Origin of the sequence: Aminobacterium sp. UBA4834, from assembly GCF_002400205.1 — a bacterium.
GTDB classification, from domain to species: Bacteria; Synergistota; Synergistia; order Synergistales; family Aminobacteriaceae; genus Aminobacterium; species Aminobacterium mobile.
Genome location: NZ_DHFC01000008.1, coordinates 1 through 15,308 on the forward strand (window position 1 = coordinate 1; position 15,308 = coordinate 15,308).

General features: G+C 43.9%; 14 protein-coding genes. 3 read left to right on the plus strand and 11 right to left on the minus strand.

Going from position 1 to position 15,308, the window contains the following annotated elements; translation table 11 throughout:
* The first annotated feature begins 174 nt into the window (after positions 1 to 174).
* Complete coding sequence (locus tag B3L97_RS03895) at positions 175 to 714, plus strand: nitroreductase family protein (RefSeq protein ID WP_024822946.1); 540 nt, start codon at positions 175 to 177, stop codon at positions 712 to 714.
* A gap of 19 nt (positions 715 to 733) precedes the next feature.
* On the opposite strand, the gene phoU is transcribed toward B3L97_RS03895, so the two are convergent.
* From phoU to B3L97_RS03920, 5 genes are all read right to left on the minus strand, one after another.
* Positions 734 to 1,492, minus strand: a complete 759-nt coding sequence (gene phoU / locus B3L97_RS03900; RefSeq protein WP_245587113.1) for a phosphate signaling complex protein PhoU — start codon at positions 1,490 to 1,492, stop codon at positions 734 to 736.
* Positions 1,461 to 3,107 (minus strand): Na/Pi cotransporter family protein, encoded by a 1,647-nt coding sequence (locus B3L97_RS03905; RefSeq protein ID WP_024822944.1) that lies wholly within the window; start codon positions 3,105 to 3,107, stop codon positions 1,461 to 1,463. Before B3L97_RS03905 ends, phoU begins: the two co-directional genes overlap by 32 nt.
* 49 nt (positions 3,108 to 3,156) lie before the next feature.
* A complete protein-coding gene (locus B3L97_RS03910; protein ID WP_286934206.1) occupies positions 3,157 to 4,101 on the minus strand; it encodes a hypothetical protein in 945 nt (314 codons plus the stop codon).
* Positions 4,102 to 4,197: 96 nt separating this feature from the next.
* Positions 4,198 to 5,637 carry a proline--tRNA ligase gene (proS, locus tag B3L97_RS03915; RefSeq protein WP_286847692.1) on the minus strand — a complete coding sequence of 480 codons (1,440 nt, stop codon included), beginning with the start codon at positions 5,635 to 5,637 and terminating at the stop codon, positions 4,198 to 4,200.
* Between the two features lie 72 nt (positions 5,638 to 5,709).
* Positions 5,710 to 7,809 carry a patatin-like phospholipase family protein gene (locus B3L97_RS03920; protein WP_286934208.1) on the minus strand — a complete coding sequence of 700 codons (2,100 nt, stop codon included), beginning with the start codon at positions 7,807 to 7,809 and terminating at the stop codon, positions 5,710 to 5,712.
* A gap of 193 nt (positions 7,810 to 8,002) precedes the next feature.
* Here B3L97_RS03920 and B3L97_RS03925 point away from each other — a divergent pair, with 193 nt between their 5' ends.
* Positions 8,003 to 9,289 (plus strand): dicarboxylate/amino acid:cation symporter, encoded by a 1,287-nt coding sequence (locus tag B3L97_RS03925; RefSeq protein ID WP_286934211.1) that lies wholly within the window; start codon positions 8,003 to 8,005, stop codon positions 9,287 to 9,289.
* A 65-nt stretch (positions 9,290 to 9,354) separates the two neighbouring features.
* On the opposite strand, the gene B3L97_RS03930 is transcribed toward B3L97_RS03925, so the two are convergent.
* The 4 genes from B3L97_RS03930 to B3L97_RS03945 are packed head-to-tail and all read right to left on the minus strand — an operon-like array spanning position 9,355 to position 12,631.
* Positions 9,355 to 10,716, minus strand: a complete 1,362-nt coding sequence (locus B3L97_RS03930) for a chloride channel protein (protein ID WP_286934214.1) — start codon at positions 10,714 to 10,716, stop codon at positions 9,355 to 9,357.
* Between the two features lie 57 nt (positions 10,717 to 10,773).
* A complete protein-coding gene (locus B3L97_RS03935; protein ID WP_286934216.1) occupies positions 10,774 to 11,259 on the minus strand; it encodes a chemotaxis protein CheX in 486 nt (161 codons plus the stop codon).
* A 26-nt stretch (positions 11,260 to 11,285) separates the two neighbouring features.
* Positions 11,286 to 11,747, minus strand: coding sequence for a hypothetical protein (locus B3L97_RS03940; protein WP_286934217.1), 462 nt, complete (start codon positions 11,745 to 11,747; stop codon positions 11,286 to 11,288).
* Positions 11,747 to 12,631 (minus strand): lysophospholipid acyltransferase family protein, encoded by an 885-nt coding sequence (locus B3L97_RS03945; protein WP_286934219.1) that lies wholly within the window; start codon positions 12,629 to 12,631, stop codon positions 11,747 to 11,749. Before B3L97_RS03945 ends, B3L97_RS03940 begins: the two co-directional genes overlap by 1 nt.
* Positions 12,632 to 12,757: 126 nt before the next feature.
* Between B3L97_RS03945 and B3L97_RS03950 the strand changes: the two genes are divergently transcribed.
* Entirely contained in the window at positions 12,758 to 13,564 is an 807-nt protein-coding gene (locus tag B3L97_RS03950) for a universal stress protein (RefSeq protein WP_286934220.1), read from the plus strand.
* Here B3L97_RS03950 and sfsA read toward each other — a convergent pair.
* The gene (sfsA, locus tag B3L97_RS03955; RefSeq protein ID WP_286934223.1) at positions 13,561 to 14,661 is read right to left on the minus strand and encodes a DNA/RNA nuclease SfsA; all 1,101 of its coding nucleotides are present in this window, start codon (positions 14,659 to 14,661) and stop codon (positions 13,561 to 13,563) included. The two genes, B3L97_RS03950 and sfsA, sit on opposite strands and share 4 nt — an antisense overlap.
* A gap of 27 nt (positions 14,662 to 14,688) precedes the next feature.
* Positions 14,689 to 15,174 (minus strand): AbrB family transcriptional regulator, encoded by a 486-nt coding sequence (locus B3L97_RS03960; protein WP_286934226.1) that lies wholly within the window; start codon positions 15,172 to 15,174, stop codon positions 14,689 to 14,691.
* Positions 15,175 to 15,308 lie beyond the last annotated feature (134 nt).

The window sequence follows — 15,308 nt, forward strand, 5'->3', positions numbered from 1 at the left end:
ATTATTCGTGAATGCTTCCTTTTGATTTGATAAAAGGAAGCATTCACGAATAATTTTTAAAGAGCAACCCCAACAGAGTGTGCCGTTCAAATAAGGCTTGTCTTCTCTCTTGACCTTTTTTTATAAGAGTATCTACAATAGAATCCACAGTAAAAGACAAGGGGGGGTATAGTTTTGGACTTTGAGGAGCTTGTTCAAAAAAGATACAGTGTGAGAAAATACAGTCCACAGCCAGTGTCTGTACCTATTATAGAGAAGTGCTTAGAAGCAGCTCGTTTAGCGCCTTCCGCCTGTAACTCTCAGCCGTGGACCTTTTTGGTAGCTCATACTCCTGATAAAGTAGCTTCTTTAGCTCATGCCGCTTTTGGAGGAGCATATTCAATGAACTCTTTTGCCGCCTCCGCTCCTGTGCTATTGGTTGTTATTACAGAACGTTCTCGATACTCTTCTGCTCTTGGAGGATTATTCCGAGGGGTCCAATTTAGCCTTATGGATGTAGCAATTGCTTGCGAGCACATAGTTCTACAAGCAACAGACTTCGGTTTAGGGACATGTATGCTTGGCTGGTTAAATGAAAGAGCTGTAAAAAAGGAACTCAATCTTCCCCGTTCGACAAAAATTGATATCATGATCTCTATGGGGTACCCCAGCGAAAATAAAAGGACTTTATCAAAACCTCGAAAGACTATGGAAGAGATTCGCCACTTCCTTTGATATTGTTATATTGCTCTTTTCATATACCTGATGAAAGATCCTTTTCAGCGCCGGTATCTTTTTGTTTCTCTCCCAAAATCTGTTTCAATCGTTCCCCTGTCGCTATAAAATACGTTTTTTCTGCCACATTTGAGGCGTGGTCCCCCACGCGCTCTAAGTGGCGTCCGACCCACATGAGGGCTGCAGCACATTGCACTGTAACACAATCTCCTTTTGGCCGAGCAGCTATGATCTGTATCAGTTCTTCAAAAATATTGTAGTAAAGAACATCGAGATCCTGATCCTTTAGAAAAACTTTTTTTGCGAGCTCTGCATCATTAGTTTCAAAAGCCTTCAATGCGTCACGCAACATGTTTGTGGAAATATTCATCATTTTGGGAATATCTATCAATGGTTTCAGCAATGGATACTGATTAAGGAAACAGGCCCTCTCTGCTATATTTACAGCCTCATCTCCAATCCGTTCTAGATCGGTAATAATCTTCGCAACGGCAAATACAAAACGAAGGTTCTCTCTTACTGGTTGTCTCATCGCTATAGAACCAAGACACTCCTGCTCTATATCTACTTCCAAAATATCGATAGAATCATCATTATCTATAACGTGTCGGGCAAGATCGCTGTCACACTCTATAAGGGAACGTACCGCTTCCGATACGGCATTGGTAGCCTCTTCTCCCATTTGATGAACCATTTCGAGAATGCGCTTCTTGTCTCCAGAGTAAAGAATCATCTCCGGCGTTAACTTAGATTTCTCCTGCTTCTTTTTGAAGAACAATACCGTCACTTCCTTCTAAATGAAGTTTCATTCCCCGGAATCGGCTCCCCCAGGCCACTTCGAGAGCAGCACTTACAGCCACCCTCAATACCGTAAGTAACCTCCAATCCAGAGAATCTTTACGATCCACGAAAAGCCGACCCTGAACAATTAAAGTTTGTCGTATCTGTTGATCATAATTTTTAAAAATCTTCTCTACACTTAGAGCCTTATGAACGCTCTCTTCATCGTCAAGAGCAAAAGCTCGCATACTATATCGGACTACACCCATAAACGATTGGACGTACTCTTCCCACATTTTTTCTTCTATATTTCTGGCACTACCTTCTCCAGCCCCGTTTCTCCATAACTTATACAATCTACCCGTAGTAATTTCTACTAGGTCAGCCATTGCTATAAGAGAATACGAAATTGCGGAATACGATGTCTTTTGTTCTGGATCATCAAGAGGAACTGGTATTGCAAACATGTAATCTGAGCACTGTTGCAACAACGCTGGTATTCCTCGCTGAAGTTTAAGAATCTGATCTTTATAATGAGGTGCAAAAAAAAGCATATAAATAAATGTTTCCACATAATTAGCAAGACGAGTCATTTCTTTCGCAAGAAGCGGCACCGCTAACGAAGGGAAATCTGTAAGAGAATCATCCAAATACATGGCCTCCTCTGGATCCCAGGCCTCTTCTTCCGAAAACCACCTTCCACTTACAAGTGCTGACTGCCTTACAAAGGGGGAAAAAATGAGAACGTTAAGAATACTCACTCCTATCTGATATACAGCCAGTTTCATCTCTGGAACTGGAATAAAGAAACTCGTTCCCTGAAGGATCAAAGGCATACAAAGGTATCCCGCCGCAACACCGAGGCAACGATAAACAAAAGAGAGCCAGGCAAGACGCCGGGCATTGGGACGGGTTCCCACGCTAAAAAATAAAACTATAATGCTGGAGCCAAGGCGTGCCCCTAATACGAGGGGGAAGAAGGCCTCCGCCGATGCCACTCCTGCCGATATAAGAGCGATGCCAATAGCCATTACACCAGACGCTCCTTGTGTTATGGCTGAAAGGAAAAAAGCCGTTACGCCCAGCCAAAAAGGTCTTGCAACAAGACGAGCAATAAAGAAGCCGATAGGAGAGCCTTCCAAAGCAATAGAAGAACCCAATTTAAGAAGAAACATCCCTGTAAGGATCAGAGCAATACCTCTCACTACCCACCCTATTTTACGAAAATCCTCTTTCTTCAGATGACAGAGGACAAAACCTCCCATCAAAAAAATAGGAGCCATCACATCTATGTCAATAGCGAGAAGAGGAACCAAAAGGGTAGACCCCACACTTGCCCCCATCATGACGAGGATAGCACCCTCATAAGGCAATGCATGGATATCGACCAATCCAACAGCAAAAGCTGTTGCGGCAGAACCACTCTGAGCTATTGCCGATAGAATAACCCCAAGAGAAAAGGCAGAAGACTTTCTATTGCCTAAACGAGACAATAGCCCTCGTCCACGGCTTCCTAAACTTCTTCGAAAGGCCCAATTACTTTCTTCTAGGCCATACAGAAGAATTGTTATTCCTGCTAATATTAAAGCGTAAGAAATTCCTACGGGAAACATTCTTATCTCTCCTCAGCAATCTTCTTAAAGGCGTTTCCCTTTACTCTATTTACGAAAAATGGCCCCCCTGAAGGATATGTAATGCCACTCCATGCCTCAATCCTCTATGGCTTACCACGAATTTTTCTTCTCGGGCTATATTCAATATTTCCGCTACAATACAAGCTCCGGCAAGAATAATATCAGCGCGCCCTGGGGATAAACCTGGAATGAGACAGCGTTCCTCCAGTGTTTTTGAAGAATAAAGAAAAATTTGCCGTTTAATCTCTCCCAGAGAAAGAGAAATTCCATGTACACTCTCTGGAGTATAAGAGTAAAGACCTAGCTTTACAGCAACCATAGCAGTAACTGTCCCTCCCACTCCAACAAGAGTACCTACTTGCGAAAGAAAATCCCAGCGGTTTGACAGTATCTTTCTGATCTCCAACCTAACTTTATGAACATATTCAGAAGAAACTGGCGTTTTTTGTAAAAATTTTTCAGTCAAAACCACAGAACCTATGGGAAGGCTCCATCGATGTATAATGTTTCCCCCTTTCCCCTGAACAAGCTCTGTGCTCCCTCCTCCAATATCAAAAACAGTCACATTTTGAGAAAGATATTTATCTTCCCATATCCCTGAAAGTGCACCACGAAAAGCAAATTCCGACTCTTCATCGCCTGAAAGGATTTTCATAGAAACTCCAGTTCTATCAAGAAGCGTTTCAACAAAAGAAGAGCTATTAGAGGCTGACCTGAAGGCCATTGTACCTATTACAACAATCTGAGAAACACCTGCCTCTCTGGCTACCCAAACAAATCGTTCCACCCCTTCTATGGTTCGACGCATGGGCTCAGGTAGCAGCAAGCCCTCTTTAGCAAGCCCTTCGCTTAAACGGGTAATCTCTATACGTTCATCTAGAGAGACTAATTCCTCTCCCTGCAAAATAGCTATAAGAAGTTTAATGGAGTTAGACCCTATATCGATAACTGCTAAAGTTCGTCTATCTTCCACATTAACCATCCCCCATAAATAAAAATCAAAGCGGATCCCTTCCTTATGAGGAACCCGCTTCCAATACTGCTTTTTCGTTATATCCAAATAAAAGATCTAATATGCCTTAGCAAAAATAGTCTTTCTAGCATTAGAAGCACCTGTCAAGAAACAGTTCCCCGTCTCAGCATCCCCCAGCGGAATACACCGAGGAGTAGCGCCTGTTTCTTCCTTGATCTTCTTCTCATCCTCCGGGGTTCCGGCAAAAAACGTCTCTATAAAACCTCCTTCTTCCTCCAACCGAATCTTAAACTCATCGAAGGAAGAAGCAAAAGAGGTGTGCTCTTTTCTAAAAGAAAGAGCTTTATTGAAGAGAGAGTGCTGAATATCTTCAAGGATTTCGGGAACTTTTATTACCACATCGTTTAAAGGAATATCTTTTCGATCTCCAGTATCTCTTCGAACCACACGAACAGTACCTGCAGCAAAATCTTTTTCCCCAAGTTCTAAGCGCAAAGGAACTCCTTTCTGAAGATGAGAGAAGAAACGATCCCCAGGACGCATATGGAACTGTTTATCTACAACAACATATCGTCCGCCTAAGGCTGTATTAAGTTTGTCCGCCAACTCCAGAGCTTTAGGCAACAACGTTTTTTCAATAACATCATCATTCGTACTAATAGGAAGGATAGCAACCTTATTAGGAGCTATGCGAGGAGGAATAATAAGCCCATCATCGTCGGAATGAGTCATGATTAAAGCCCCTATTAATCGCGTTGAAACACCCCAGCTTGTAGTCCAAGCATATTCCTGCTCTCCATCCTGATTTTGAAACTGTATATTAAAAGCCTTGGAGAAATTTTGCCCAAGGAAATGGCTTGTACCTGCCTGAAGAGCCTTCGTATCACTCATCATGGCTTCACAGGTAAAGGTATTGAGAGCCCCTGGGAAACGTTCCCCTGCCGTTTTTTCCCCTGGAATAATAGGGAGAGCCAAGACCTCTTTCATTATTTTTTCGTAGACACGCAACATCTTAAGAGTTTCTTCCATGGCTTCCTCTTTCGTTGCATGGGCAGTATGCCCTTCCTGCCAAAGGAATTCTGATGTTCGCAAAAAGAGTCGAGGCCGTTTTTCCCATCGCATAACATTGGCCCACTGGTTGATCAATATGGGAAGATCACGCCATGATTGAATCCATTTACTGTACATATAACCAATCACTGTTTCTGAAGTGGGACGAATAACAAAGGGTTCCTCAAGTGGCTCTCCTCCGGCATGAGTAACAACTGCACACTCTGGAGAAAACCCCTCAACATGTTCTGCCTCTTTCTCTAAAAAAGAATTGGGTATAAGAAGAGGGAAATAGGCATTTACATGGCCTGTTTCTTTAAAAGCTTCATCAAAATAACGCTGTATCGATTCCCAAAGAGCATATCCAGTGGGACGAATAACCATACACCCTCTTACGGGGGCATAATCTGCAAGCTCCGCTGCCTTAATGACATCAAGATACCATTGGGAATAATCTTTCCCCCTAGGGGTTATGTTCCGTGCCATGTTTTTCTTCAACCTCCATCATGAGTTCCGCCGAAAGATCGTCAGCTTTAGTTGTAAAATGTTACCCCTCCACTAGGGCAGGGGATAATGGCTCCATATAGGCTTCCCAATAAAGAAACCTACTTTAAAATCACTCTGGTCATTATACAGGAACATGAGGCGACCATCGAAAAAGTGCCCCGGAGCCGATAGAGAAAGGCCTGTTTCCCAAACACTGTCAAGGCGGGAACCTCCATTATCGTAAGTCCACCCAGCTCCTCCAAAAAGCTCTGCAGTAAGATTTCCCCACCAACTGCGGAGGAAAACTCTTCGAAGGCCAGCATTGACCCATATCATGCGCTCCGCTTCAATAGGCTTATCGGCATAACTATAGAGTTCTTCAGCAGCGCCAAGATAGACAGCATGACCAGCCTCTGTCATATCTCCCTCTGCAAAACCACCTCTTAAGTAGAGACGCCAATTTTCAGAGAAAGATGTTACAAAGAACAAGTTCATTCTATATAACAACTCGTCATAATCAGGCCACCAAAAAGCGACTCTCATCATGCTGCCTTTCGTAGGATCCATCATGTCATCTAGGGTATTATACGTTAGATAAAACGTAGGTCCCCAAGAATCTTCATCTTTACCTTTATAATGGACCCTCTCCCCGCCTAAACCAGCGCCAGCTAAAACATTTCCCATAGTGAAATGGCGTGTAACTCCCAAACCGTATCGATCCCATCCCCGCTCTTCAGAAACATTACGAGGCGTAAGTTCCCAACGCTGAGCAGAAAGATTGACTTCCCAGGCTTTAGAGAGCTCTGAAGAGGAGAGATAGCCCACATCTGCAGCCCACTGCGTTCCAATTTTAAGATTAAGCTTCAATGCGTCTCCATCTTTATAAATATCCCTATGAATACTGTTCACATAAAGCCACCGGTACGGATGAAGATTCGTAGTGTATCCCCCTATTCGAACTTCCGATTGCGGGCGGCGCTGAACAGAAAAAACCACAACAGCTCCGCCATGATCTTCTTCCAAGTGATAATCCACTGCCAAAACATCCATACGTCGGGATATTTCTTTATTCACTCTTAATATCCATTGGGGATCTATAGGTTTTCCTATTTGAGAAAGATGCTTCGTTCGAAGTTTTTCGCACTCCATGTCTGGCAAACCACGAACACAAATATCCGTTAAAACCTGTGACGGTTGTTTCCGACGAGGAGAAAGTTCAGGGGCCATTTGGGCTAAACTCGCTATCGCCTTGAGATGGGCTAATGTCTCCTTCCGACCTGCTGCAATAACAAAATCAGCCTGAGTGGCATCAAAAAGAGGAAGCTTCCCCACCGATGGCGTTAAAATTAAATCCGCTTCTCGAATTTCTCTCTCCACATTCTGTTGCGTTAAAACGGTAATCGATTGATCCACCACGTCCACAAGAGTACGCAATTCCGAACGAGACTTCTTTTCACTCGTTACATTTACAGCTATGACAGGACAGCCAGGGAAAAGTTCTTTGGCTGTCAAGACAGGGAGATTCGATACGAGTCCACCATCAATAAGGAGGCGCCCACCAACAGGCCATGGCTCAAAAAGAGCAGGGATAGCCATAGACGCTCTCATCGCCGAAGCCAAGCTACCACTCTGAAGAACAACTTTCTCCCCTGTCTCTAAGTCCGTAGCAACTGCAGCAAAGGGTATGGGGAGTTCTGAAAAACGAATAACTTGTACGCGAGCAGCCATCTGACTAAATTTTTCTAGAAGCTTGACCCCGGAAAAACCGCCCAGAGCCCCTCCTATCCCTCTGCGGCTGCCCAGGGAAAACCAAGGAATCGCGCTGTTTTCAGAAGTTCTCTCTCCTAACGGCAGGACCATGGAGGCGTCTTTTTCAGCAAGTAAGCTCCCTAAATCAATATTATTCACAACTTCTTCCAACTCTATGCCCGTGTAACCACTTGCAGCCAACCCTCCAATAATAGCCCCCATACTCGTCCCCACAATCCCGGCGATAGGGATATTGTTTTCTTCTAAGACCTGAAGCACACCTATATGGGCAAGTCCTTTCGTTCCGCCACCAGATAGAGCGAGGACTATTCCTCCGCGAGAAGAAGCTGAACAGGGGGAATTGTTCCCAAGGAAACAGATTAACAGTATAAAGCCGACACACATACGTTTTATATATGACATTTGCCAGCCTCCTCGTTTATACACCAACACCTGAATAAATTTTAACGTACTCAGAGCTATGAAACAACTCTTTTAAGCATTCAGCTCCTTGTGCTGCTCTGTAAAAGAATGTACAATTTAGATATTTATATAATAGTCTGTAATGAAAACATTGCTGAATAGCGCTTAAAACTAATGGGAGGTGGGGAAAAGGATGGGAAGCGAGAAGAAAGGAATGTTTGACTGGTATTTCAAAAGTAACCTGTTACTCCGGATTCTCATCGGTCTTGTTCTTGGTGCAATTGCAGGGATGGTGGCTGGAGATTCTATTTTATGGGTCAAACCATTAGGGGACATTTTTGTGCGGCTTTTGAAAATGATCGTTACGCCCATTATTTTAACAACTCTTGTTGTTGGTTCTGCAAGTATTAGCCCTGCCGAGCTCGGTAAGGTAGGGGTCAAAATCGTCGTCTATTATCTTATTACATCTGCAGTCGCAGTTGCAGTAGGCTTACTTATGGGAAATCTTTTTCATCCTGGACTGGGGTTAGACCTTGGGGCCATAGGGGAAGCAGCTGGACGCGCTCTTGAAAAACCATCTCTTGCAAATACTTTTCTCAATATTATCCCAACTAATCCTTTTGGTGCTCTTTCCAGTGGCGACGTTCTTCCAATAATTTTCTTCGCCATTATATTTGGTCTCGCCATCAGCTATCTTAAGATCAGTAAAGATACACGAATTCAAGAAACAGGGGATTTGCTGTTTAAGTTTTTTGATGGGGCAGCAGAAGCAATGTACAAAATTGTGGGATGGGTTTTACAGTATGCGCCAATAGGCGTTTTTTCCCTCCTTGCCGTCGTATTCGCACAGCAAGGAGCTAAAGCGATTGGTCCTTTATGGACTGTAACCCTTGCCTGTTTCCTCGGTTACATTCTTCATCTTATTGTGGTGTACGGAGGCTTTCTTACCCTGAATGGGCTGAGTTTTTCCACGTTCTTAAGGGGCTCAAAAGAGGCTATGATCACTGCTTTTGTGACAAGAAGCAGTAGCGGGACTCTCCCTATAACAATGCGTAATGCTGATGAAAATTTGGGCATCGCTAAAAACGTTTACTCCTTCACACTCCCTTTGGGTGCTACTATCAACATGGATGGAACTGCTATTTATCAGGGCGTTTGCGCCCTCTTTATCGGTTTTGCCGTAGGGCTCCCCCTTAATTTCAGCCAGCAAATGACCGTTATTTTAACAGCCGTTCTTGCCTCAATCGGAACAGCTGGAGTTCCTGGTGCCGGTGCGATAATGCTTCTTCTCGTCCTCGATTCTGTGGGGCTTCCCATCGAACAAGGCTCTCCTGTCGCAGCAGCATACGCTATGATTTTAGGGATAGACGCTATTCTTGATATGGGGCGAACCTGCCTCAATATTACAGGAGACTTAGTTGGATCTGCGGTTGTAGCAAAGAGCGAGAATTTACTCGACTTATCAAAATGGGGTAAATAAAACTATATTTCAGATAAAGACAAGAGGCTGTTTCTTCAAACAGCCTCTTGTCTTTATCTGAAACCTTAGTAACGTTTCCAAAGTTGATAACTTCGAACAAGCAATCCCACTAAAGGAAGCCTCGTTAATGCAGGGTCTAAATCACACTCTCCGACTCGTTGATATTCACTACAAATATCAAAAGCCGGAGATTTCGAACATTTTATAATTTGATCTGGGTAAATACTTCGATAACCAGTGACTATAAAGGCAACAACGGATGCTAACGCTGCGAGACTTGCAACTTTGGATCCGAACAGCTCTACCGCAAGAATAACTGCCGCAATAGGCGTGTTAGCAGCTCCTGAAAGAACTGCAACAAATCCAATACAACTAAAAAGGACGGGGTCTAACCCAAAAAAAGAAGCAAAAGCTGCCCCTGAAGTAGCACCGATATAGAGCGTTGGAGTAACGACTCCTCCACACCCTCCAGCCCTCCTAGTAATGCTAGTAAACAACGACTTCCAGAAAAAAGCTACTCGAGGGATGGGATTACCAGCGATAGCCTCTCGTATGGATTCGCCTCCTAAGCCTAAATACCGCAATCCCACAAAAAACGTAAGGATTACAAGAATTCCTCCTCCGACAAGAGCCTGTAATAACGGAGAGTAAGAGAACCTACGAAATATTTTTTGAGTAAAATGAAGAGTTTCTATAAAGAAAAGAGCTACTAACCCAAAAAAAACACCTGAAAGGACTACCCATGTAACCATATGGGGCTCCGCTACACGTGGAACGTAAAGCAAAGGCTGATATAGATAAGCCATGCCAAGACTTAAGGACACTTGATAGCTCACCATACCACTGACGATACACGGCAAAAGCACGTCGTAAAAAAGCTGTCCGACGAAGAGATTTTCCAATCCAAAAACAGCACCAGCAACAGGTGCTCCAAAAACAGAAGCCATACCCGCTGAAACGCCGCAAATCACAAGTTTCCGACGATCTACTTTGTTGAGATGAAAACCATTGGCAAAAACATTCGATACCGCAGCTCCAATCTGAGCACTCGGCCCTTCTTTACCGAGAGAACCGCCTGTAGAAATAGTAATAATAGATCCTATAACTTTCACTACTACAGAAAGCACACTCACCCGGCCGTCATGATGATGTACAGCTTCTACAACACTAAGGGTCCCTCTAGTACGATCCATGGGTTTTAAGGAAATCACAAGCCACGCACTAACCATAATACCTAATGGGAGCAAAAATACCCTCCACGAAGGAAGCGCTCCTACAAATTTGGAACATCGCTCCAAAACCATCATAAATGCAGAAGTAGCCGCCCCCACAAAAACTCCTATAATCACGGCCAACAGAAGCCATTTACTAATACTATAAAGAAGAGCAAATTCTTCCTTAAGAAGTTTAACCCATGAATTCTTCACTACATCCACTCCAATAAACCTTAATGGAACACGGTTGGATGCCCTTAGACTATTCTCCTAACAATGGAAAGAGAGAACAAGGTAAAGGGTTCCACCCTGAGCTACAGAAAAAGGCAACGTAAAATTTTTAATGCCAGGAGATTCACTTGGCACAGTTCTGATTCCTGCACCTGTAATAAGCTGAGGCGGTGTTACATCCACTCCCCCTAGAGAAGACTGAGTCAAAGCTCTCCCGCTCACCATATTAGAAAGCTCCCCAATGACACTGGTAGCTACTGGGTCTTCTATATCTGGCTTGATCATTCCGCCAGACATTGCTGTTACCACTGCACTGAACCCCGCATTATCCAACATAATAACCAGCGTTCCTTGCAATCCTCGTCCTAGCACTCCAACGAGTGCCGCAACACTGCTTCCTCCCACATGAACCCCCTGGGCTACTTCCGATCTCTGAAGAGCAACCTCTACTCCCATTTCCCGACTTACAGAAATAAGAGATGATCCAAAAGTGTTCACCAAGGTTGCTAGTTTTTCTACGCCCATCAACCAGTATCTCCCTTCTTATTGTGCTATTTCTCTTGCCCTGCAGTAAGAAAACGACGAACAATGACAAAAGCAGCGAGATCATCGACGTCACGGTACGGAGTTCTGAGAGAAACCGGAATCAATCGCCACAACCCTTTTGGCGGGTACATACCCCAGAAAACATTTCTTGCCTCAAGAGTAGATCCTCGCTCTTCCACTATATGTATCTGATGAGATTGTATTCCAACCCCTTCAAGAAAATCGAGAATATCCCGACACATCGTCCCGTTTCCAACAACAACTACCAGATCCCCACGGTCCTGGGAAATATCTTTACCCTGAACCTGAACCCATGGAGACATTCTACGCCACTCCCGACGCTTTAAAAACTCCCAAAAGAGAGGGACTTCTTCCTTTTTTGTTATTCCGGAAAGGAAAAGATCACCGCATGAATCTGTTAAAACCCAACCGATTTTATCTTTTCCCGGATCGATACCCAGAAGCATCACTTATCCCCTAACGTGGAAGCCCAGCGCGGATAAAGCCACATCCACTGGCCTGGATATTTAGTGATCCATGAACTTATGGAATTATTACATATCGCTACAGCCTTTTCCAGATCAGTACCAAAAATTTCTGAAGAGGGATCCTCAAAAGGCGGCAAAAAATATAGATCATGATGAATGCCATCTTCTCTTCTAATGATATAGACAGGAATCATGGGGCTCCCGTACTTAAGACTCATTTTTATTGGCCCATAAGGAGTGCTCGCTGGAAGGCCAAGAAAAGGGGCTACAACCCCCTTTTCCTTCGCATCTTGATCGATAAGAACCGCCAATATCTCTCCACGCTTCAAACAGGCCATAGCCGCTTTGAGGCTAAATCCTTTACTGACAGTGGTAACTCCCCAACGTTGGCGTGAATCGATAATGAGATCAGTTATCCTTTCATCACGCTGTTCCGCTCCAATAGCATTCATAGGATACCCTTTCGCTGCTACAGCCGCAGCAGCCATCTCCCAATTTCCAAGATGAGCGGTAATAGCAATAACCCCTTTCCCCAGGTCGAAAGCTTTTTTAAGATGTTCTTCTCCATGTATTGTCACCAATTCATTGAGGCTCGATATCATGTCAGGAAGACAAATAAATTCTGTAACAGACCGTCCGAGATTCACATATGAAGCTCGAACAATCTGTCGAGCGGTGCTCACCCCTATACCAAGAGCTTTTACACATCGATATTCCGCACCATCTACTCGTTTTTTGCTCAAGACCCAAAATACTGAGCCTAAAAAACTTCCCACCATCATTGCCATTTTGTAGGGAATATTCTTTAGGATACTTTGAACAAACTGAATCAACTTCCACGTCATTTCCCGACCTAACCTCACCGATAGTTCCTCCCTCTCAAATTCGCCGATTATTATACCCCATCCAGATGTATATACATTCAACTTACGATATACTTATTAAATAATTTCGAAGCAATAGAAGCAATAATAGGAGGTGAGCTCTTCATGTTACGACGAATATTGTTTCCTATAGATATGACCGATTTTTCAAAAGAAGCTTTGCGCTGGCTCTCTCAGAGAGCGCTACTACACCAATCAGACATATTGGTAGTTCACGTGGTAAGTCCTTCAGCTGGCATCCATACCCCACAGCTTGTACAAGAGACCGAAACTGCTTTGAACGACTTTTGTCTTCAAAGTATTCCTGAAGAACTATTTTACAAGGTAATGGTAGCAGCTGGAGATCCTCTTAAAATTATTCCAGAAATCGCCGTTTCAGAAAAATGCACCTTCGCTGTTCTTCCTGCCCAAAATGTGGCAGAAATAACTCCTCTTGTAAGACGTCTCGCCCTTCCGCAACTTATCCTTCGGTCAAAAGACGGGGTTTTTCCTGGAGGAGACATTTATAAAAATATAGCCGTCGCTATAGATCTTTCCCCTGGTCGAACAGATGCGATGCTCAACGAACTTAGAGATATTATCTCCCAGAGCGGAAGCACACCTCATCTAACCTTGGTTCATGGAGTACCTCTTGATGACGCAGAAGATTCTCAGGTCCTCATCAATGCTGCGGAAGGAGCCCTCGAAGTGGTGGCTCAAGATGTGTCTCAATGGAACCCGGATACATCTTTTCAAGTGGTAAGCGGGGAACCGGAAGTAGAACTTCCTCTATGGATTAAAAACACCGATCCAAGTCTCCTCGTAGTAGGACTTTCAACACAACGCGAATTATGGCAGCTTATCGTTGGTTCTACGGCAGAACCCCTTATTGAGGGGACAACGTGTCCCGTTTTGATTTTTCCTACAGCTTAAATGGAGAGAAACTCCTCCAAACGATCGATTCGAACAGAAAGAAGATATTGAATAAAGCTGCGTTTCGATAAGGGGTTTTCCTGAAACATAAAAATTGGTTTTCCATTGAAATGTTTTATGGTATCACATATACTGCCGAGACCATTTGCAAGAACCGCTTCCAGATCTTGTCCGGTACGTACAGGGATACTCCGAATAGAATCGGCCATACTGAGGAAAGCCTTAAGAGAAGGGATCATATTCGGTCTACGCATATCGTTATAATCTACGTACTCAAGCCTCGGAGAAATGACAATGGCGTACTCTTTCCTCTTGTTAAACTGACAAAGGAGAAGGACATAACCAAAGGGGCTGGCTTCACTTGAAAGGACGTCCCAAAGAATGGGGATTTCTCGAGGTTTCCCGCAAAAAGAGAAATCCTCGTTCCATGGTATTTTAAAAGCCTTTACTTCAAAAGCCCCCTCTCCCTCGTCTATTTGAAACAATGCTTCAGCAAAATCGTAATCCGTATGAAAATCTGGGATGAAAAACTCTGGGGCACCTGATTGTACTATAAAAATGACGCCTGTCTTCTTCCCTTTTGCCGCCAAACCCTGAAGGTCTTTGACATGTTTAACGGCACGCAGAGAAGGGGCATCAGGAAACATGGCTATACGTCTGCCAAATAAAGAGCACGACTTTATTTCGAGGATCATCTCTGAAGAACCATCCGAGACAAGAAGATCGAATCGGCTCTTTCCCCAAGGAACCTCCCGTCTTATAACTCTATAATCCTCCATCCCCGGCATAAGACCATGATCAAAAAGCCATTCTGCCAAATCATTAGTTTTATGGGTATGGAGCATGACTGGACCATGATCAGACTGTATTCCTATTACTGTAAACTTTGTCTTCCGGGCAGAATTGGATGATACCTCTTTTTGTAGAAACAGCGTAGACCCTGAAAATAATAACTCCCACAACCTCCCAGGATTCGGGAGGAAAGCCTGAATTTTTTCTCCATCAAGCAAACACTCCACAAGAAAACGATTGGGCCTAGAAAGAAAAGTCGCCGCAAATAATGGACGACGCCCTGATATTCGAAAGACTTCCGACATATAAAAACCTCCTTGATACTACAAGAGCTAATGTCCATTCCCTAAAAACCAAGCTATAAAGGGAATGGAAATAAGAACAACGGTAATGCGAATCACATGAAATAGAAGAGAAACGGGCGCATTCGCACCTGCTTCTACTGCTGCAAGCCCTAAACCTGAAAGTCCACCTGGAGCCGTAGAGTACACTGCCGTCATGAGATCAATACCACATAGTGTGGAAACTCCCCGTGCAAAGAGAATACTTACCCCTAAAATGGCGAGGCTATATAAAATCGCTACTGGAATAAAACGTGGAATTTCTTTCACCGAAGCTATATCTGCCTGCGCCACAATCACGTAGGCGACTAAAAGTTGAGAAAGAAAAGAGAGAAGACGAAGAGGCTGTGCTCCCGTACCTAAAAAACTTTTAACTGCAAGACCCCCTACCATTCCTCCCACAAGAGCCCCTGAAGGAATTTTTAAAAAATAACCTGCTAATCCTCCCGCCAGAATGCCGGCACATAAAGCCCACATTGCAAAGTATCCTCCATTTTATTTATTTTCTATTAGACAAAAATAGGGGACACAAGGCCCCCTAAAAATATTCATAAACTACAGTGCACTTACCCAAGCAGTGTCAGCATCACAGCAGCGGCGACAGCGGTTCC